This window comes from Paenibacillus sp. lzh-N1, assembly GCF_002872435.1.
Taxonomy (GTDB): Bacteria; Bacillota; Bacilli; order Paenibacillales; family Paenibacillaceae; genus Paenibacillus; species Paenibacillus polymyxa_C.
This window is the reverse complement of record NZ_CP025696.1, coordinates 1219881-1237794: the sequence shown is the minus strand read 5'-3', so window position 1 is coordinate 1237794 and position 17914 is coordinate 1219881. Positions and strand designations below refer to the sequence as shown.

The 17914-nt window shown below is 47.2% G+C and carries 16 protein-coding genes and 1 riboswitch; of the genes, 10 read left to right on the top strand and 6 right to left on the bottom strand.

Features of this window, described 5'->3' with window-relative positions:
• Nucleotides 1-22: 22 nt before the first annotated feature.
• The 7 genes from C0638_RS05625 to nfsA all read left to right on the top strand — a co-directional run bounded on the left by C0638_RS05625 (nt 23) and on the right by nfsA (nt 7258).
• Nucleotides 23-1252, top strand: a complete 1230-nt coding sequence (locus C0638_RS05625; protein ID WP_102163384.1) for a multidrug effflux MFS transporter — start codon at nt 23-25, stop codon at nt 1250-1252.
• A 356-nt stretch (nt 1253-1608) separates the two neighbouring features.
• Nucleotides 1609-2193 (top strand): sigma-70 family RNA polymerase sigma factor, encoded by a 585-nt coding sequence (locus tag C0638_RS05620; protein WP_102163383.1) that lies wholly within the window; start codon nt 1609-1611, stop codon nt 2191-2193.
• A complete protein-coding gene (locus C0638_RS05615) occupies nt 2183-2926 on the top strand; it encodes a DUF3600 domain-containing protein (protein ID WP_102163382.1) in 744 nt (247 codons plus the stop codon). Before C0638_RS05620 ends, C0638_RS05615 begins: the two co-directional genes overlap by 11 nt.
• Nucleotides 2927-3045: 119 nt before the next feature.
• Complete coding sequence (locus C0638_RS05610; RefSeq protein WP_013369073.1) at nt 3046-3396, top strand: metal-sensitive transcriptional regulator; 351 nt, start codon at nt 3046-3048, stop codon at nt 3394-3396.
• 55 nt (nt 3397-3451) lie between these two features.
• Complete coding sequence (locus tag C0638_RS05605; protein WP_013369074.1) at nt 3452-3652, top strand: copper ion binding protein; 201 nt, start codon at nt 3452-3454, stop codon at nt 3650-3652.
• Between the two features lie 117 nt (nt 3653-3769).
• Nucleotides 3770-6226: a heavy metal translocating P-type ATPase gene (locus C0638_RS05600; protein WP_102163381.1), complete on the top strand. Its 2457-nt coding sequence runs from the start codon at nt 3770-3772 to the stop codon at nt 6224-6226.
• Nucleotides 6227-6514: 288 nt separating this feature from the next.
• Complete coding sequence (gene nfsA / locus C0638_RS05595) at nt 6515-7258, top strand: oxygen-insensitive NADPH nitroreductase (RefSeq protein ID WP_013369076.1); 744 nt, start codon at nt 6515-6517, stop codon at nt 7256-7258.
• 179 nt (nt 7259-7437) lie between these two features.
• On the opposite strand, the gene C0638_RS05590 is transcribed toward nfsA, so the two are convergent.
• The 5 genes from C0638_RS05590 to C0638_RS05570 all read right to left on the bottom strand — a co-directional run bounded on the left by C0638_RS05590 (nt 7438) and on the right by C0638_RS05570 (nt 11900).
• Nucleotides 7438-8283, bottom strand: coding sequence for a TatD family hydrolase (locus tag C0638_RS05590; protein WP_013369077.1), 846 nt, complete (start codon nt 8281-8283; stop codon nt 7438-7440).
• The gene (locus tag C0638_RS05585; protein ID WP_102163380.1) at nt 8276-9229 is read right to left on the bottom strand and encodes an ABC transporter ATP-binding protein; all 954 of its coding nucleotides are present in this window, start codon (nt 9227-9229) and stop codon (nt 8276-8278) included. Before C0638_RS05585 ends, C0638_RS05590 begins: the two co-directional genes overlap by 8 nt.
• 45 nt (nt 9230-9274) lie before the next feature.
• On the bottom strand, nt 9275-10051 hold the full coding sequence (locus C0638_RS05580) for an ABC transporter permease (RefSeq protein ID WP_025678674.1): 777 nt from the start codon (nt 10049-10051) through the stop codon (nt 9275-9277).
• Nucleotides 10048-10341, bottom strand: coding sequence for an MTH1187 family thiamine-binding protein (locus C0638_RS05575; RefSeq protein WP_013369080.1), 294 nt, complete (start codon nt 10339-10341; stop codon nt 10048-10050). The genes C0638_RS05580 and C0638_RS05575 overlap by 4 nt, the downstream gene beginning before the upstream one ends.
• Before the next feature lie 515 nt (nt 10342-10856).
• Nucleotides 10857-11900 (bottom strand): ABC transporter substrate-binding protein, encoded by a 1044-nt coding sequence (locus tag C0638_RS05570; RefSeq protein WP_013369082.1) that lies wholly within the window; start codon nt 11898-11900, stop codon nt 10857-10859.
• Nucleotides 11901-12096: 196 nt separating this feature from the next.
• Nucleotides 12097-12206: riboswitch (TPP riboswitch) on the bottom strand.
• A 270-nt stretch (nt 12207-12476) separates the two neighbouring features.
• Between C0638_RS05570 and C0638_RS05565 the strand changes: the two genes are divergently transcribed.
• The 3 genes from C0638_RS05565 to C0638_RS05555 all read left to right on the top strand — a co-directional run bounded on the left by C0638_RS05565 (nt 12477) and on the right by C0638_RS05555 (nt 16567).
• A complete protein-coding gene (locus C0638_RS05565) occupies nt 12477-12911 on the top strand; it encodes a pyridoxamine 5'-phosphate oxidase family protein (RefSeq protein ID WP_025678677.1) in 435 nt (144 codons plus the stop codon).
• A gap of 216 nt (nt 12912-13127) precedes the next feature.
• Nucleotides 13128-15230, top strand: a complete 2103-nt coding sequence (locus C0638_RS05560; RefSeq protein ID WP_058711897.1) for a bifunctional 2',3'-cyclic-nucleotide 2'-phosphodiesterase/3'-nucleotidase — start codon at nt 13128-13130, stop codon at nt 15228-15230.
• Between the two features lie 275 nt (nt 15231-15505).
• A complete protein-coding gene (locus C0638_RS05555; protein ID WP_058711898.1) occupies nt 15506-16567 on the top strand; it encodes an EAL domain-containing protein in 1062 nt (353 codons plus the stop codon).
• 149 nt (nt 16568-16716) lie between these two features.
• Here C0638_RS05555 and C0638_RS05550 read toward each other — a convergent pair whose 3' ends face one another.
• Nucleotides 16717-17808, bottom strand: coding sequence for a hypothetical protein (locus C0638_RS05550; protein ID WP_058711899.1), 1092 nt, complete (start codon nt 17806-17808; stop codon nt 16717-16719).
• Nucleotides 17809-17914: the final 106 nt, after the last annotated feature.

The following is a 17914-nucleotide window of genomic DNA, read 5'->3' as shown; positions in this document are numbered from 1 at the left end:
AGTGAAAAGGATGATTATTATCATGAACCGGTTATCCAATACGGTAATGGTTGCCGCAGATATGACCAAATCACGAATATTATGGATTGCCTTTGTTCTGGGTGCATTAAGTGCCTTCGGACCCTTGTCCATAGATATGTATTTGCCGTCACTGCCCACATTAGCCGACAATTTGCATACGACTACTTCGCTGGCACAGCTTAGTTTGACAGCCTGTCTGTTGGGACTGGCCGTTGGTCAGATCGTTGCTGGTCCGCTTAGCGATGTGAGGGGTCGCAGAGGACCGCTGGTGATCTCGCTAATTCTGTACGCTGCAGCATCGCTGTTATGTGTGTTTGCGCCGAATATCGGTGTGCTCATTGCGCTTCGCTTTATTCAAGGGCTTACGGGATCGGCGGGGATCGTGATTTCCAGAGCTGTGGCTCGTGATCTGTACTCGGGCAAAGAACTGACACGCTTTTTCTCACTGCTCATGCTAGTGAATGGTGTGGCTCCCATTGCTGCACCTGTGCTGGGCGGTGTCATTTTGAATTTTGTTTCCTGGCGCGGTGTATTCATGGTGCTGTGTGTAGTTGGTGTGGCCATGCTGATAGCCGTCGTATTGGGTCTTCCAGAAACGTTGCCAACGAACCGCCGTTCATCCGGTGGCTTGAAGCAGACGCTAGGAACACTCGGTCATCTGTTTGCAGATCGACGCTTTATGGGTTATGCCCTCTCACAGGCGCTGATTACAGGGGCGATGTTTGCGTACATTGCTGGCTCGCCTTTCGTGCTTCAGGATATTTTCGGGGTTTCCCCCCAGACTTATAGCATCATTTTTGCAGTGAATGGTTTAGGAATTGTACTGTTTTCCCAGTTGACGGGTAGACTCGTGGGTCGATTTAGCGAGCGACGGTTGCTCTTGTCAGGTCTGGTGATTGCGGCTGTAGCCGGGATCAGCTTGCTTACCGTAGCTTTTACCGGAGGCCAACTGTTAGCCGTATTGATACCGATGTTTTTTGTCGTATCCTGCGTAGGTATTGTGAGTACAACGACGACTTCACTGGCCATGCAGAGTCAGCAGCGTTCCGCAGGCAGTGCGTCCGCCATGCTTGGCTTGCTGCCTCTATTGCTTGGCTCCATCGCTTCACCGTTGGTGGGCTTGGGTAGTGGAACAACCCCCGTACCGATGGCGGTTGTGATTGCTATAGCAGAGCTTGGTGCGCTGTTAAGCTTTATTGTACTTGCCAAGGAAGCACGCGCGAAGGCTTAAAATAGGCAATTTGAACTGAAAACTCCCATGGACTGATGCATGAACCACTTCAGACCATGGGTGTTTTTTTATCGTTTTACAATCGAGATATCTTCGGCTTCCCTCGCGGGGAGGGGGATCTGTTTTAAGTACATACGAGAAGGTTTGTGAATTAGAATGCAAATCAAATAAACAGCAGGATCAGTATGGTCGGAATTAAACAGAAGAATAATTTACCTAATACAAAACCGACCATACCCTGTCTCCCTGTTATTGAGACAAAAAAATCGAACGATATTCCCCGTTCCTTCCAATATAGAGTATGAGCCGAAAGAGAGGAGGAGATTAGGATCGAACAGTGCAAGGAGGTGGTCAGATTGGCACAGGATGATCAGATGACAATGCTTGTTGCAGAGACACTGGCTGGCAGCCGCGAAGCTTATAAGGAGCTCTATGATTACACGATTCATACGGTCTATAAATCAGTGCATTTTCTGTTGGAGGAAAAGGCAGACGTTGATGATGTGGTTCAGGAAATTTATATACAGGTGTATAAATCACTGGAGACATTTGATACAAATAGATCTTTTCAACCTTGGCTGATGGGGATTGTTATGCGTCAAATTCGGGCGTATCGGAGAAAAAGATGGATGAGGATGCGAATCACAAGTAAGGCTGAGAGTCTGGAGCATCATGCAGCGTTTGATTTTTCTGAGGAAATAGTGGACAAGGTTGCAAATCATGTATTGCTCCAAGCAGTTCAGCAGCTATCGTTCAAGCTAAAACAGGTGATTGTATTGCACTATTTGCATGAGTATTCCCAAGAGGAAATCGCAAACATTTTAGAGATACCGTTAGGTACGGTGAAGTCACGAATTCACGCGGCTTTGCAAAAGCTCCGTTCGAAAGAGCGGCAGGGACATTTTCTGATCGGAAAGGTGGAGAAAATCCATGAAGCTTGAGCAAGAACTACGTAAGGCGATGCAGCATGAGGATAACCACTTATCTCCTCCCATTGAGTTAAAGGAAAATATCATGATACAAATTGAGCGAATTAAAGGGAAAGGATCTAAACCTATGAAAAAGTATATCGTGACAACGATTCTAGTAGCGGCATTATTGATCCCGACAGGTGCCTTTGCTGCATACTCTTACTTGACTGATACGCTGTATGGCTCGCAGGAAAAGCTAATTGAAATGGGAGGGACGGCAGAGGAATATACAAGAGTAGAATCGAAGCTCCAACAAGCACAGGGACGTTTGTCGAAGGAAGAGTTTAGTGTTTTTATGGAATTACTAAAGGAACTAGGAGCCTATAATCTTAAAATAACGGACAAAAACGGGATGCTCCATAAGGAGCGTTTAAGCGTCGATGAACAGCGTGAGTATAATCGAATAACCGCCGAGCTGGAACCGTACTTTGATAAATTGAATCAGGAGGAATTCCAAACCCATAAGAGTATAGATTTACAGGACGAGTTAGACTATGCGAAAAAAGCTTTAAGTAAGGATGAATTTGTTAAGTTCCGTGTTCTGTTCACGGAGTTTTACAAGTATGTTCCCCGTATAACGGGCGAAAATGGGGTATTGTATCCAGATCGTTTGCCTGAAAGAGAAAGAGAAGATTACGAGGAGCATTTGAGGTTGCTTCAGCCTTATTTCGATCAGTTTAATTCGCTTGAGAAGAAACGGTGACGAAAATTAAGGCGAAAAGGTGACACTTTTCTGGAAGGTTGACATACCCCATGGGGGTATATTATGATGGGGATATATTAAATGCATGAGTGCATATACACCACACAGGAGGCTGATGTATGGCTGAGGAGCAACCTGTTTCCCACACTGAAGTCCACGGGGCTCATTGTGGAACAGATGGAGAGAAGACAGTTAGAAAAAGTCATCATTCGGCAGAATTCAAGAACAGCCTTGTATCCCGGTTAAACCGTATTGAAGGTCAGGTTCGCGGGATTAAGGGATTGATTGAGAAGGATACCTACTGTGACGATGTGCTGAATCAGATTGCGGCTGTTCAGTCGGCCCTTAATGGTGTCGGCAAGCTGCTGCTGGAAGGGCATATGAAAAGCTGTGTCATTGAGCGCATGCAGGCAGGAGAGCAAGAAGTGATTGATGAGCTGCTGGTGACGGTTAAGAAGCTAATCCGTTAAAAGTAGCAGGTATACACATTATGGGTATGGACGTACCCTTGAGGAGGAAACGAAAATGGCACAAGTTACATTGAACGTAGAAGGCATGAGCTGTAATCATTGTGTGAAAGCAGTAGAAGGAGCCTTGGAGAAAGTAGGCGCTACCGGCAAGGTCAGCCTCGAGACGAAACAAGTAAATGTAGAATATGATGAATCCAAGCTGAGCGTTGAAGCTCTGAAAACAGCCATTGAAGACCAAGGCTATGATGTTGTTTAAGATTAAGATGCTGTATGATGCGTGAACAGATTTGTTCGAAGGAGAAGCTTCCATATTAGGAGCTTTTTCTTTTTGAACATAATATACCCCACTGGGGTATGTAGAAGGAGGACTACCATGGAAAACCGTGCGACCGACGGTGATAAGCATACAACGCTTCATATTACGGGGATGTCCTGCGCAGCCTGCGCAAGCCGTATTGAAAAAGGTTTAAATCGAATAGACGGCGTGGCACAAGCTAATGTGAATTTGGCATTGGAGCAGGCGTCCATATCCTATGATCCCAAGCAGGTGGAAATCCCAGAATTCCGCGATAAAATTGCTTCTCTTGGTTTTGGAACTGTGAGTGAAGAAGCCAATTTGAATGTGACGGGCATGACTTGCGCGGCTTGTGCAGCTCGAATTGAAAAAGGATTAAACCGAATACCAGGCGTAACAGGTGCCACGGTAAATTTGGCGATGGAAACAGCTCATGTGGAATATGCTGCTGGGAGTACTACGGTTAGTGATTTGGTAAGCAAGATTGAACAGCTGGGCTATGGAGCGATCCCGCAGAGCGCTGAGGACAATATTGCGGATGTCCGCAGTAAGGATATCCAACGTAAAAAATGGAAGTGGATGATATCGGCAGTGCTGTCGCTACCGTTATTGTGGGCGATGGTGGCTCATTTTTCCTTTTCCTCATGGATTTATGTGCCGGAACTGTTCTTGAATCCATGGTTTCAACTTGTACTGACGACACCAATTCAGTTCATCATAGGATGGCAGTTTTATGTGGGAGCATATAAAGCGCTTCGTAATGGAAGTTCGAATATGGATGTATTAGTTGCGCTAGGTACGTCTGCGGCTTATTTTTACAGCTTGTACCTTACTCTGCGTCCGTCTGACGCCATGGAGGGAATGGCGGGAATGCCTGTCACGACCATGCCAGAGCTGTATTACGAGACAAGTGCGGTACTCATTACGCTTATACTAGTCGGTAAATGGTTCGAGGCGGTAGCCAAAGGGCGCTCGTCTGAGGCGATCAAGAGCCTGATGAACCTACAGGCGACAACGGCACGTGTGGTACGTGATGGACAAGAGCTAGATTTGCCGATTGAACAAGTGCGTGTGAAGGACATCTTTATTGTGCGCCCAGGGGAGAAAATTCCCGTCGATGGTGTGGTCGTGGCTGGACGTTCGGCAGTGGATGAATCCATGTTAAGTGGAGAGAGTCTTCCGGTTGAAAAAGGAGAGGGTTCCCCAGTCACAGGAGCCACGCTCAATAAAAACGGAGTACTTCGTATTCAGGCTGAGCGTGTGGGTGGTGATACGGCGTTGGCCCGTATTATTAAGGTCGTGGAAGATGCGCAAAACTCTAAGGCCCCGATTCAGCGGATTGCTGATCAAATCTCGGGTATCTTTGTCCCCATCGTAGTTGCTGTTGCCGTGATAACATTTCTCGTCTGGTTTTTCCTTGTGACACCGTCGGATTTTGCAGGATCACTGGAGAAAATGATTGCAGTTCTCGTCATTGCTTGTCCTTGTGCGCTTGGATTGGCCACCCCAACGTCCATTATGGCAGGATCGGGACGTGCTGCTGAATACGGTATTTTGTTCAAGGGCGGCGAGCATTTGGAAATGACCCGTTCCGTCAACGCAGTGATTTTGGATAAGACAGGTACGGTTACGAACGGCAAACCAGAGCTGACAGATGTTATAGTTAGAGCGAGCAGCCTGGCTGAAACGGATTTGCTGCGATTGCTCGGTGCGGCAGAAAAAAGCTCGGAGCATCCGCTGGCGGAAGCCATTGTAAAAGGGATTGCTGATCGAGGTATTGAGCTAGTGGGCCCGACGGATTTTGAAAATATTCCAGGCTATGGTGTGAAGGCCTCTGTGGAGGGCAAGCAGGTATTGGTGGGCACACGCCGATTAATGAGCAGGGAAGGCATCACGATGGATGACTCAACCGAGCAGCAAATGAATGAACTGGAAGGCGCAGGGAAAACGGCAATGCTTGTCGCTGTGGATGGTTCCTATGCCGGATTAGTGGCCGTGGCGGATACAATTAAAGAAACATCACGGGAAGCTATTGCCCGTCTACGGGCGATGAACATTGAAGTCATTATGATTACAGGTGACAATGAAAGGACGGCACAGGCCGTTGCCGCCGAGGCGGGAATTGAACGGGTGCTGGCGGAAGTGCTGCCTGAAGGAAAGGCCGAGGAAGTGAAGCGACTTCAGGAACAGGGCAAGATCGTAGCCATGGTCGGGGACGGTATTAACGATGCGCCAGCGCTGGCTACAGCCCATATAGGGATGGCAATGGGCACAGGTACAGATGTGGCCATGGAGGCTGCCGATATTACTCTCATGCGTGGTAACCTGAATAGCATTCCGGACGCGATCGAAATGAGTCGCCGGACCATGACAAACATACGGCAAAATTTGTTTTGGGCGCTCGGTTATAACGTGATCGGCATTCCGATTGCTGCTTTGGGCTTTCTGGCTCCATGGTTGGCGGGAGCGGCCATGGCATTCAGCTCTGTTTCGGTTGTACTGAATGCGCTGCGTCTCCAGCGGGTGAAGCTGTAAACGTATTGATGTATTCGGCAGATGCATGCTGTTGGATATTTGCAGCGATATCATTTTTGTAATTAGAGCAAGTACGCACAATTTTGGCTTTGTGCGTACTTGCTTTTTTTTCTGTTTTTTTATTTATTTAATTCATGCAGTCATTCTTCATCGCGTCAGGTTGCTTATCATTCGCGAAAGTTTCATAATATTTGTAAGAGTGCCATGCAAGCATGCAAGAACCTTTTCGTGTACTCACAGCTTGAAGCAGATAAAGAGCTTATATTATGGATTAGGAGTGAAGCAGTCATGAATGATACGATTTCCTTGTTGATGAACCATCGGTCTGTGCGAAAATTCAAGTCAGACCCCATTACCGACGAGCAGCTCGCAGCTATTGTGGCAGCTGGCCAAATGGCATCCTCGTCCAGCAATGTGCAGGCATATACCGTTATTGCCGTTACCGAGCCTTCTTTAAAAACAAAACTGGCCGAGTTGGCAGGAGGGCAGGCTTACGTCGAGCAGTGCCCGACATTTCTGGTATGGTGCGCAGACCTGTATCGTTTGAAGCAGGTGACGATTCATCATCAGCCAGGCCAGCCTTCCTATGAAGGGTCCGTCGAAAATTATACGGTTGCAACCATTGATGCTGCGTTAGCTGCACAAAATGCAGCGGTGGCCGCTGAATCACTCGGCTTGGGCATCGTTTACATCGGGGGCATTCGTACTAAAATAGCAGAGGTATCCGAGTTATTAGGCTTGCCAGAGCTGGTATATCCAGTGTTCGGTATGTGCATTGGTGTACCGGATCAGGAAACGGGCTTGCGTCCACGTCTTCCACTGTCCGGTGTGTTGCATATGAACGGTTATGACAAAAACCAAACGATGAAAGCTGTGGAGGTATACGACCACACATCAGCCGAATATTTGAAGGAACGTACGGGCGGTCAACGCTCTACACCTTGGTCTGAGCAAATGGCCACGAGACTGACCGAACCAGCGCGCTTGCAGTTGAAGCCATTTTTGGAACAGAAGGGTTTCTTGAAGCAATAAAAATGGAGCAACGATAAAGAATGCTGCAATTTACAAGTGGCATTTGAGAAATATGTGTTATTTAAAGCTATAAGAACCTCCTTAATTACGCATGTTGAAGTTTCGCGTACATAAGGAGGTTCTTTGCTCTGACTATAAGTTGTGGTTGTAATCTTTTTTAGTAAATAGCAGATATGCCTTTACGAATCAGACAGTGAGTAGAAGCGTCTTGTATTATCATAAAATAATTGACGGACAGCAGCTTCATCTTGATGGGTCAGCTTGCTATATGCGCGAATGACCTCGGTAGTCATCCGTGGATGCGTCTGCTGTCCGGTAAAAGGACCCTCGAACGGCCATGGACCGTCTGTCTCTGCCATGACCTGATCAGACGGATACTGTCTTGCCAAACTGCGAATTTCTTCTTCGTACAGGAGATCCGGTGTGAAGGAGACATAATAGCCGTTCCGGGCCATACGTTTGGTCGTGGCGGCAGAGCCCTTAAACCAGTGAAAATGCGCTTGTGTGACGTCATGACGTTCCAAAAGGTCGCAGGCAATGTCTGCATCTTCATAAACAGCGTGCAACACAATGGGTTTGCTATGTTTGCTTGCAAACTGGATAAAACGCTCCAGCAGTGCTATGTAAGGAGCGAGCTCAAAAGGCTCTCCGCTGCGTGAAGCCTCGATCCGATTGTAATAGGGCAAGCCAACTTCGCCCACCGCGATCATCTGCTGTACATGTTCGTCCATCCAGTCAAATAACAGGTCAAGCTCGGTATGTGCTGGCAGAGCCTGTTCTGGATGAAAGCCGAAGGCGGGACGTACTAGCCTGGGCCAACGCTCAGCCAGGCGCAAGTTGGCTTGACTGGAGGCGAGATGCATGGACACAGCTATGATGGCTTCTACATGGTTGTCGGCAAGCGAAGCGAGCAATAGCTCCTGTTGTTCAGGCGGGTAGCTGTCTACATGAATGTGCGCGTCGATTAAGGGAACAGTTGCTGCCGCGTTCGATCTCAATGCAGAGTGCATGTTCCAATCATTCATAATGGTTTACCCTGTCGTCCGAGGTGTATTTGCGGATGCTTTCAGCGGCGTCCATGTCGCCGTCCAGTTTGTGCTTTTCCTCGCGCATCCAGCCAGTCATGGTCCGTTTCCATTCCATAAAGCGTGGATCCAGGGTGATTTCTTCCCTACGCGGGCGGGGAAAAGGAACATCTACGACATGCATCACTGAAGCAGGTCGCGCCGACAGCACATAAATGCGGTCGGAGAGCAGCAACGCTTCTTCAATGCTGTGGGTAATGAACAGCACAGAGCGGCGGTTCTTCTCCCACATCCGCAATAACCATTGCTGCATGTCTGCACGTGTCAGCGCATCGAGTGCGCTGAACGGCTCATCCAGCAACATTAATTCCTGTGGGCTGAGCAGGGCGCGGAGAAAGGCCGCGCGCTGCTGCATGCCACCAGATAGCGTATGCGGATACGCCTTCGCGAACTTGCCCAGTCCAACCTGTTCGAGCCATTGCAAGGCTTCTTTTCGATGTTCACGTTCGCTGCCGTATCGGGAGCCCGCTGCTGCATCCTTTCGTGGTGCATTTTCCTGCCCGAGCAGTATGTTGTCCAGCGTGGTGCGCCACGGGAAAAGGGCGGGCTGCTGCGGCATATAGCTGATATGCCCGCGTTCACCAGTCATGTCCCGTCCATGCATACGGATACGTCCCTGCTGCGGCTTGAGCAGCCCTCCGATGATGTGAAATAGCGTGCTTTTGCCACTGCCTGACGGACCGATGAGAGAGACAAATTCGCCCGGTTTAACGGTAAGGGATACATCCTGCAGTACAGGCAGTGAGCTTCGCTTTTCCCGGAAGGCGAGGCTGATCCCGTCCAATTCCAAAGCAGGAGGGGCAGGCGTCATTACCTGCAGTTCTCCGGCTTGTTGCTGTTCATCAGCGACGGGTGGTGATGTCAAGTCAGTCGGATGCAGACTCATATATGCCACGTCCTTTCATTGATGCTTTAATGCAATATGTGGAATCTACTCTTGGTCAGGTTTCCAGCGAACCAACCATTTCTCCAGTAGTAAAATAACGACAAACATCAGCAAGCTGAGTGCAACAATAATACCGATAGCGGCAAAAATGAGATCCGTACGATAGGCAGACTTTTGCAGCAACATATAATATCCAATTCCTTCACTGGCCCCAATCCATTCGGCAATGATCGCGCCCATCACACTATAGGTAGCAGCGATTTTAACGCCAGAGAAGACTTGTGGCAGGGAGTGTGGTAGCTCTAGCTTTAGAAAAATAGCCCTGCGGCTTGCACCTGACATTCGCATGTAATTCATCATCATACGGTCTGTCCGTGTCAGCCCGTCCATGGCCGCTACAGCCACGGGAAAAAAGCATACTAATGTAATGACCATAAGCTTGGGCAGCACCCCAAAACCGAACCATACCATGAGCAACGGACCGAGGGCGATAATCGGAATGTTTTGGCTAAGGATCAAGAGCGGGTATAGAGCAGATTTGAGAAAAGGAATCGTATGAAGAACGATGGCGATCAGCAGTCCCGTTGCTGTCCCTATAGCAAATCCCGCAAGCGTCAGGCGAACCGTAGCCCATGTATGGGTGCCAAGCAACGCCGATTGCGCCATGCCCTCTTGTACGATTAGGGATGGAGCTGGCAGGAGCCAGGATTCAATATGTAAATAGTTAACCGCTCCCTGCCAAGCCGCTAAAAAGAAGAGGACCGCCACAAGGGGCGGCCATACGCTTTTCCACCAGGATGCGTTCTTGCCTTTCGGATTCATGGGCGATACTTCTCGGTCAGCTTGTTCATGCTGATGCCCTGTGGGTTATGTGCGATTTTGATCTGTGAAATGACGCTGGGACTTCCAGCTTCCGTCAAGGCCTCATGCATGTCTTTGACGACTTTCAGCAATTCGTCCAATTCGCCCTCCATTGTGGTATCCAATGGATTCACCTGATGCTTGACGCCGGAACGCTGAATGACCTCAATCGCCTTGTCTACATATGGATAAGAGTCTTCGTTATTAGGAGTTTTAGGGATGACTTGAATACTGAGCAATGTGTTAGCCATGCGAATTTCACCTGTCCTTTTTTGTTTAAGTTATTAGGAAAATAAATTGGTTTAAGGCGGGGAGACCGCTTCACGGTTCATTTGATCTTACGATCGCTGTTGCCGCGGGATTCTTTGAATAAAATTTAAAAGGTAAGAATCCCCCTGAGCATATGCTTCCGAAGCTAGCTTTCCTAAAGAAAGCTTTCAGGCGAACACCTCGCTTCTCCAGATTCAAATGAATCGCTACGCTGCCAACCGCCTTATAAGCACCTTATTTTTAAAGCAGGGTTGTGTGGCATTTTTACACACAAGCGCACCTGCTTTTGCGCTTAGATACTATGAGACTAAAGAATAAACCAAGTGGAGCGAGAGCGAAGCGGACGGAATGGTGCTGTACAAGCGAAGCGGTCGCTTTTGTCCCCGGATTTTTACCCTGCTGATGCTTTAATCCGGAAATCCGGGGGCGGTGGCGATGGAAAGCATCATCAGTCCGCGTAGTGGCACAAAGGCTACTTCAAGCTCTATTTACAAGATCAACGCTTGGGCAAGAAGTCGTTTGTAAAGGCTTTATCGACTTCCAAAGGTTTGCTGAGCAGCTTGCGTTCATACATCCAGTCCGAGTAGTTTTTCCATATCTCCGCTTTTTGTACGCCCCATTGCGGGGCATCGTCCTGATAACGCGGACTTAGCCATTTTTGACTAGCGAGTACCAGTTTTTTGTCCAGCTCCGGCACAGCTTTACTTAAGATATCTGCCGCTTCTTCTGGATGGGCGATAGTGTATTCATAGCCTTGCGCGGTAGCGTCCATGAACGCCTTAACCAGCTCAGGATCATTTTTTATCGTCTGTTCATTGCTCACAATTACAGGTGTATAGTAATCGAGGTTTTTGGAATAATCTTTTACATATAGCATATCCAATGGCTCACCTCGAAGCTTGGCCTCAATCCCGGTCCATGCGTAGAAAATCCAGGCAAAGTCAATATCCCGCTTCACGGCTGTAAAATAGTCTGCATTACCCATATTGACGATCTTCACTTTGCTCACATCACCTTGGTCTGAATCCATGATGGATTTCATGACCGCTTCTTCTACAGGAGAACCCCAGCCGCCGTAGCTTTTACCCTCGAAATCTTTCGGGCTTTTAATTCCGCGGTCTACCGGGGCTGCGAAGCCAGAGGTGTTATGCTGAATCACCGCAGCGATGGATACGAGCGGCACGCCTTGGATGCGAGCCTGAGTGACGCCTTCTTGATAGCTGATACCAAAAGGTGCAGCATTCGAAGCAACCATTTGGTCGGCTCCGCCTGAGCCTGGTTGAACAATTTGGACATTCAAGCCTGCTTTTTCGTAAAATCCTTTGTCCTTGGCGACATAGAGTCCTGTGTGATTCGTATTGGGTGTCCAGTCGAGCACGACTTTAACATCTTTGAGCCCCTTTGCCGAGGTAGACGTTGAAGTGTCGGCAGCAGGAGCCTCCTTTTGAGATGTAGGGGGATTGCCGCCGCAAGCGGTCAGAGTCAGAGCCATGAGCCAAAGACTGATTAGACCCAGGCTTAACATTTTCATGCGCTTCATCTTTGTGTTCTCTCCTTTTTAATTACCCGTTGTCCGTCCAATCAGACAGCTTATGTTCCCCATTTTCACAAAAATAACATCTGCCGGAATGCAATCTTTCCAACAACTTCATCTTCAACAAAAAAAGCGTCCCGGGATTCCGGGACGCTTGCGCTTGTATATACCAAAGTAAGGGATGTCCTGTTTTAATAAAAGGCACATCTTGCTTAAGCATTCCTACGCTGGCATTACCCAGATCAGGTTGTAAGGGTCAGTGTCTTGGGACACACTCTCAGCCGGCCGATTCCAGCACCCCTGGCATTGTATGGTTTAATGGGTTCGTTTATTCGGGTTTACTACGACGATTATATGCCTTGAAGGCGGGTCTGTCCAGCCTTAAGGAAGCGCTCACGGTTCATTTGCCGAACGACAGGGTACACTTTTACTGTGAGCTTTGATCTGAAAATGAACATGAATCATTCAGATCTGTTCTGGTCATGTTATTTTCAGAACAGCTACACTGTATGTTTAGGAGAGCTGGTGCCAAGTGGCATAGACTCTATAGAATTCTAATTCGTAAAAAGGAGTTGTTGTACTGTGGGTAAAACGGATACATTGGATCGCAGTCAGCTGGAACAAGCCATTGTGAAGGCTTTGGATAACAACAAATTTTGCTCGTTAGGTACGGTAGAGGGCGGAAAACCGAAAGTGCGCTATATGGCCCTTTTTAACGATGGAATGAACATTCATCTGGCGACGGATCGCAAAACACATAAAGTGGAAGAGCTAAAGGACAATCCGAATGCTTATCTGCTGCTGGGTTATGAAGTGGGTGGTACGAAGGAAGTCTTGGAAGTGGAGGCTACCGTCCAGGTTACAGCTGATGAGGGGTTACGCAAACAAGTGTGGAATGATTCTCTGAAAAAGTGGTTTTCCGGACCTGATGATCCCGATTATGTCATTTTAGACGTCAATCCGACTCGTATTGAGTACGTTGGTCAACAAACGGAGCGCCAGGTGTGGACGAAATAGAAACAATATAACAGACAAGCCAGTAAATTTCCAACCTTTTCAGGAGATTTACTGGCTTTTTTATGCGAAAAATAATTATTTTTTCATAAATATTTTAAGCAAATGACTACTCTTTTGTCTGGCGTTGGATTAAAATAGGAATGGTGGGTTCAAAGCTTACATATATGTGCAAAAGTATGTATATGAGGCATACACCTTAATGAGGAGGGGTATATTTTGTTATTTCGTAAAAATTGGTTTAAAGGGTTTACAGCAGCAGTTGTAGCTTGTAGCCTGCTGGTGTTTTCAGCCGCTCCATCCTGGGCAGCTAGCGATTCTCGCGATAGCGCTACGGTGAATCTGCGGATCATGGAAACGACGGATATTCATGGGGCACTGATGAATTATGACTACTATTCGGACAAAGAAACCAACGAATATGGCTTGGTTAGTACAGCTAGTTTGATCCAGAAGGCACGTAGTGAAACAAGAAACAGTATGTTGTTCGATAATGGTGATTTGCTGCAAGGCAATCCATTAGGCGATTATATGGCTCGCAATAAAACCTTTGAGAAAGAAGGCGGTGTTCATCCGGTCTACAAGATGATGAATTTAATGGGCTATGATGCAGCTACAGTGGGCAACCATGAATTCAACTACGGTCTCGACTTTCTGGACAAATCGCTCAAGGGAGCTGATTTTCCTTATGTAAATGCGAACGTTTATGTTGATAAAGGGGGGCAAGCTACTAAAAATTATTTCACCCCTTATCAGATTCTTGATAAAACAGTAATGGATGAGAAGGGCGAAGAGCATACACTCAGAGTGGGTGTCATCGGTCTGGTAACACCTCAAATTATGCAGTGGGATGAAGCCAATTTGAAGGATAAGGTCGTTACAAAGGATATTGTGGAAACAGCCAAAAAGTTTATTCCACAAATGAAAACAGAAGGGGCTGACATTATTGTCGTACTTGCACATACAGGCTATGAAGATGTGCCGCAAACGCCAATGATGGAAAATGCCGTTAAATATTTGAGCAAGGTAGACGGAATTAACGCGATTCTGTTTGGGCATGCTCACAAATCTTTCCCAAGCTCAGATTTTAAAGATATGAGCGGATTAGATTTGGACAAAGGAACTATTAATGGTGTACCGGCTGTAGAAGCTTCTTCTTGGGGCAAGGATCTAGGCATTATCGATCTGAGCCTGGAAAAGAAAAACCGTGAGTGGAACGTCATCGACTCTCAGTCTCAAGTGCGTCCGGTTGTAAGTACCACCAATCAGGCTGCGCAGTTTATTCCTGAATTTAAACTAGTTGATGCGATTAAAGAAGAGCATCAAGGAACGCTAGATTATATTCGTCAACCTGTCGGTACAACGACTGCACCGATTACCAGCTATTTTGCATTAGTGCAGGATGATCCGTCCATTCAAATTGTGACAAATGCACAGAAATGGTATGTTCAAAACCATCTTAAAGGAACAGAATACGAAAAGCTTCCCGTGTTGTCGGCAGGCGCTCCGTTCAAAGCCGGTGGTCGTAACGGTGCCGAGTATTATACCAACATTCCTGAAGGTACAATAGCGATTAAAAACGTGTCCGATCTGTACGTGTACCCGAACACGGTTCATGCCGTAGAAGTTACTGGTGCTGAAATTCAGGAGTGGCTGGAATGGTCTGCGGGTCAGTTCAACCGCATTGATCCTAGCAAAACAGAGGAACAATCGCTGATCAACAAAGATTTTCCAACCTACAATTTTGATGTGATTGACGGTGTGAATTACCAGATTGATGTAACTCAGCCTGCACGATATGATGCCAAGGGAACTATTATTGATTCTTCAGCCCATCGTATCAAGGATCTGCAATACAATGGGAAGGCTATTGATCCTGCACAGAAATTTATCGTTGCGACCAATAACTATCGTGCTTCCTCCTCCAAACTGGCCAACCCAGATGGCAAACGTATTGTGATGGCAGCACTAGATGAAAGTCGCCAAGTCGTTGTTGATTATATCCGTACGAACGGAACGATTAACCCGTCAGCGGACGGCAACTGGTCTATTGCTCCTTTTGGCCAGGCCAAGGTTACCTTTGAATCCTCTCCTGATGCCAAAGATGTGCTGGCCGGAAATCAACAAATTTCATACTTGAGCAGCGCGGCAGACGGGTTTGCCAAATACAGCTTGAAAGCTGGCGCTAAGCCTAGTGCAGCAACGACGTCTGTGAAGGAAGCTGCGGCACCTGCGAAAGCAACCGCGAAGCCAGCTGTTAAAACGACTAAACCTGCAGCTGCAAAACCAGCTAAAACAACGAAACCAAAGGCGTCCAAGTAACTTGGAGTTTTAGTTTCCACTCCATATCAGAATGAAGCAGTAAGTCTCTTTAAACAAGAGACTTGCTGCTTTTTTTGATGCCAAATACAACAGTACCTGCGTTTATCATGAGTGTAAAAAAGGTTTTGTTTTTGTCGAATATGCACTTAAGTCCTAAGTTGTTGTTGAGAATAAGCTTATTTTTTGTAAAAACACGTAATTATATAGTACTTTTGTTCTAATTATTTGTGATATAATGGTGAAAAAACCGGGAAATTGTTCCGAGGAGGACCATTATGACTTGCAGCAATTGCAGCATCATATTACCTATTAAGGATCAAGGATTGCTGAAAATTAGGCATTCTAGGGTGTCACTTACTCCAGCATTAGAGGGCTTGGGCATGCTATCGGAACAAATGAAACAAGAACATTGGTGTGAGGGTAACATCGTGTTTCGCTATGACAGCCGTTCACAGTTGGAACAGCTGGTTAACGGACTGGCTCGTCTGCCGCAGGAGTGCTTGAGCCGAATGCAAGTTGTGGTGACTGGCTTGCAACATGTTGAGGGATTTGAGGAATGGCTTTTATTTGGTCAATTGCAAGCTCGACTGCAGCATCCGGATCTGGTGAGTATTATTAATAATCAAAACTTTACCAGCCATATGCAGCCTATTGTTGACTACAAGCTGAATATCATCGGCTTTGAGTTTTTGCTGCGTCCATCACAGCCAGATAAGTCTTTTCAGCCTTTCCGACTGTTTGAAGTCGCCCGTGAAGCTGGATTGCATGCTCATTTGGATCGCTCGGCTCGTATTTCCGCTATTGAAAAAAGTGCGACCTGCCTTCCGGCGGGGATTAAACGATTTATTAACTTTCTCCCTTCAACCATTTATAATCCGGCTTATTGCTTGAATCATACCTTTGAGACGATTGAACGGTTATCTATGAATACGGTGGATTTTGTGTTTGAGGTCGTAGAGACAGAAGAAATAGACGACCTGAATTTTTTGCATCAAATCTTTGAACAGTATCGTACACGGGGAGTTTCTGTGGCGCTGGACGATGTAGGAGCAGGCTATTCTACGACAGAGCTTATGAATTGCCTCCAGCCCGATTATGTTAAAATTGACCGCAGTATAATTGATGGCTGTCATCATAACAGTGATCAGAAACGGCAAATTACTGGGATAGTGGAATCCGCTTTTCGTTTTGGAGGTCAGGTGTTGGCTGAAGGTGTAGAGCAAATGGAGGATTTTGAATTTTGTCGCGATGCAGGTGTGTCACTTGCCCAGGGTTATTTGTTTGGTAAGCCGGAGCCTACGCCGCCTTCCAACTTTATACTGAGCAGAGTAGTGTAATCTGAAATAGCGTATTCTATAAAAAAATCGACATAAATAACCCGATGATCTATGGTCACCGGGTTATTTAACATTTTAGAACAATCACATCTTAATTATATTCTTTGCACTATTGAGGCGATCCATGTATCCATCTAGTGTTATTGCGATTATAGCGTGATCACGTATAAACCCAGCGGAGTGGTCGCGCTACCTGCAACCATGAAGCTAAGAGAATAGCTCGACTGGCCAGGAGGGACGCGGATGTCAGTCAGTCGGCATACCTTGGTATTATCTTGTAGCAAGGGGATACCATATACATGACCATCCACGCGTACAGACCCGGCGAACGCGCCTCCACGTGGATTGGCATAGATTCGTACGGTACGTACCTCACTACTGTGATTAACGATAGGAATGGTTGCGTTATATATCGTTCCGAATTGTCCGCGATTATCAAGCGCAGGCCCCAGCTCGCTGCGTGCTCCGGTAAACAGCAGATCTGCAGGAGTTTCGCCGTTCAGCTTCTTAGTGGCACATGCTCGGTAGTTGGCGCTTTGCCCTACTACATACTCCGGCATGCGCGCATTTGTTTCAGAAAAGGACCATACTCCTCGTGGGTGCGCCTGCGGCGGCGGGACAGGAGGGAGTGCATCCTTGTGAATCTCGCGCAGATCCGTCTGCGTATCTTTGCTGACTACGGTGCGAATCACATAGTCCAGCGTACCGTGGCCTTCGGCATATTCTACCGTGAGGTCATAGATGAATCCAGCCAGCGATCCTTCGGGTAGCTCAAATTCCTCCAGCAAGGCGGTGCCTCTGCCGAATTTGTGACGGTCTACTGGCTTCAGACGTTTCATCGTACCCGCCAAACAGCTTTTGGCAATAGACTGCCCAACATCAATAATCCAGTTGCCGTCCTCAGGTACAATCTCAAGGGCACGTTCAATATGACGTACTTCCAGGCGAGCCGTGCTTTTATTCTCTATGGTGATGCCCAGTTTAACAGGGCTGCCTATTTTGTTATAATGCCAGCCGAAAATCCGGTGCTTGACTGTCCGGGTTGTGGTGCGAACCACATCATGCCACAAAGTGGCTTGCTCGGTAGGTACCGTCACATGGGTAAGCGTCTCCGGGTTATCGCTAAGCATCAGGCGGCGTGTTCCCCCCTCAGTGGCTGACTCCACATCCACATGGATGTTGGGTGGGATTACAGCTGATTCCACAATCAGATCCTTTGGCTCCTTGGGTCGAAGGTTCATATACATTCCTCCCTAAATTCAAGAATGGCACCGCTTTTGGTTCAAGTATATGGGCAGTTCATAAATATAGGTAACGCCAAGTCCATTTATACAACCTGTTTTTCAA

What these genes read in the sequence shown, in the direction of transcription:
- C0638_RS05625 (WP_102163384.1), top strand. Translation starts at nt 23, where the DNA reads ATGAACCGGTTATCCAATACGGTAATGGTTGCCGCAGATATGACCAAA.
- C0638_RS05615 (WP_102163382.1), top strand. Translation starts at nt 2,183, where the DNA reads ATGAAGCTTGAGCAAGAACTACGTAAGGCGATGCAGCATGAGGATAAC.
- C0638_RS05610 (WP_013369073.1), top strand. Translation starts at nt 3,046, where the DNA reads ATGGCTGAGGAGCAACCTGTTTCCCACACTGAAGTCCACGGGGCTCAT.
- C0638_RS05605 (WP_013369074.1), top strand. Translation starts at nt 3,452, where the DNA reads ATGGCACAAGTTACATTGAACGTAGAAGGCATGAGCTGTAATCATTGT.
- C0638_RS05600 (WP_102163381.1), top strand. Translation starts at nt 3,770, where the DNA reads ATGGAAAACCGTGCGACCGACGGTGATAAGCATACAACGCTTCATATT.
- nfsA (WP_013369076.1), top strand. Translation starts at nt 6,515, where the DNA reads ATGAATGATACGATTTCCTTGTTGATGAACCATCGGTCTGTGCGAAAA.
- C0638_RS05590 (WP_013369077.1), bottom strand. Translation starts at nt 8,283, where the DNA reads ATGAATGATTGGAACATGCACTCTGCATTGAGATCGAACGCGGCAGCA.
- C0638_RS05585 (WP_102163380.1), bottom strand. Translation starts at nt 9,229, where the DNA reads ATGAGTCTGCATCCGACTGACTTGACATCACCACCCGTCGCTGATGAA.
- C0638_RS05580 (WP_025678674.1), bottom strand. Translation starts at nt 10,051, where the DNA reads ATGAATCCGAAAGGCAAGAACGCATCCTGGTGGAAAAGCGTATGGCCG.
- C0638_RS05575 (WP_013369080.1), bottom strand. Translation starts at nt 10,341, where the DNA reads ATGGCTAACACATTGCTCAGTATTCAAGTCATCCCTAAAACTCCTAAT.
- C0638_RS05570 (WP_013369082.1), bottom strand. Translation starts at nt 11,900, where the DNA reads ATGAAGCGCATGAAAATGTTAAGCCTGGGTCTAATCAGTCTTTGGCTC.
- C0638_RS05555 (WP_058711898.1), top strand. Translation starts at nt 15,506, where the DNA reads ATGACTTGCAGCAATTGCAGCATCATATTACCTATTAAGGATCAAGGA.
- C0638_RS05550 (WP_058711899.1), bottom strand. Translation starts at nt 17,808, where the DNA reads ATGAACCTTCGACCCAAGGAGCCAAAGGATCTGATTGTGGAATCAGCT.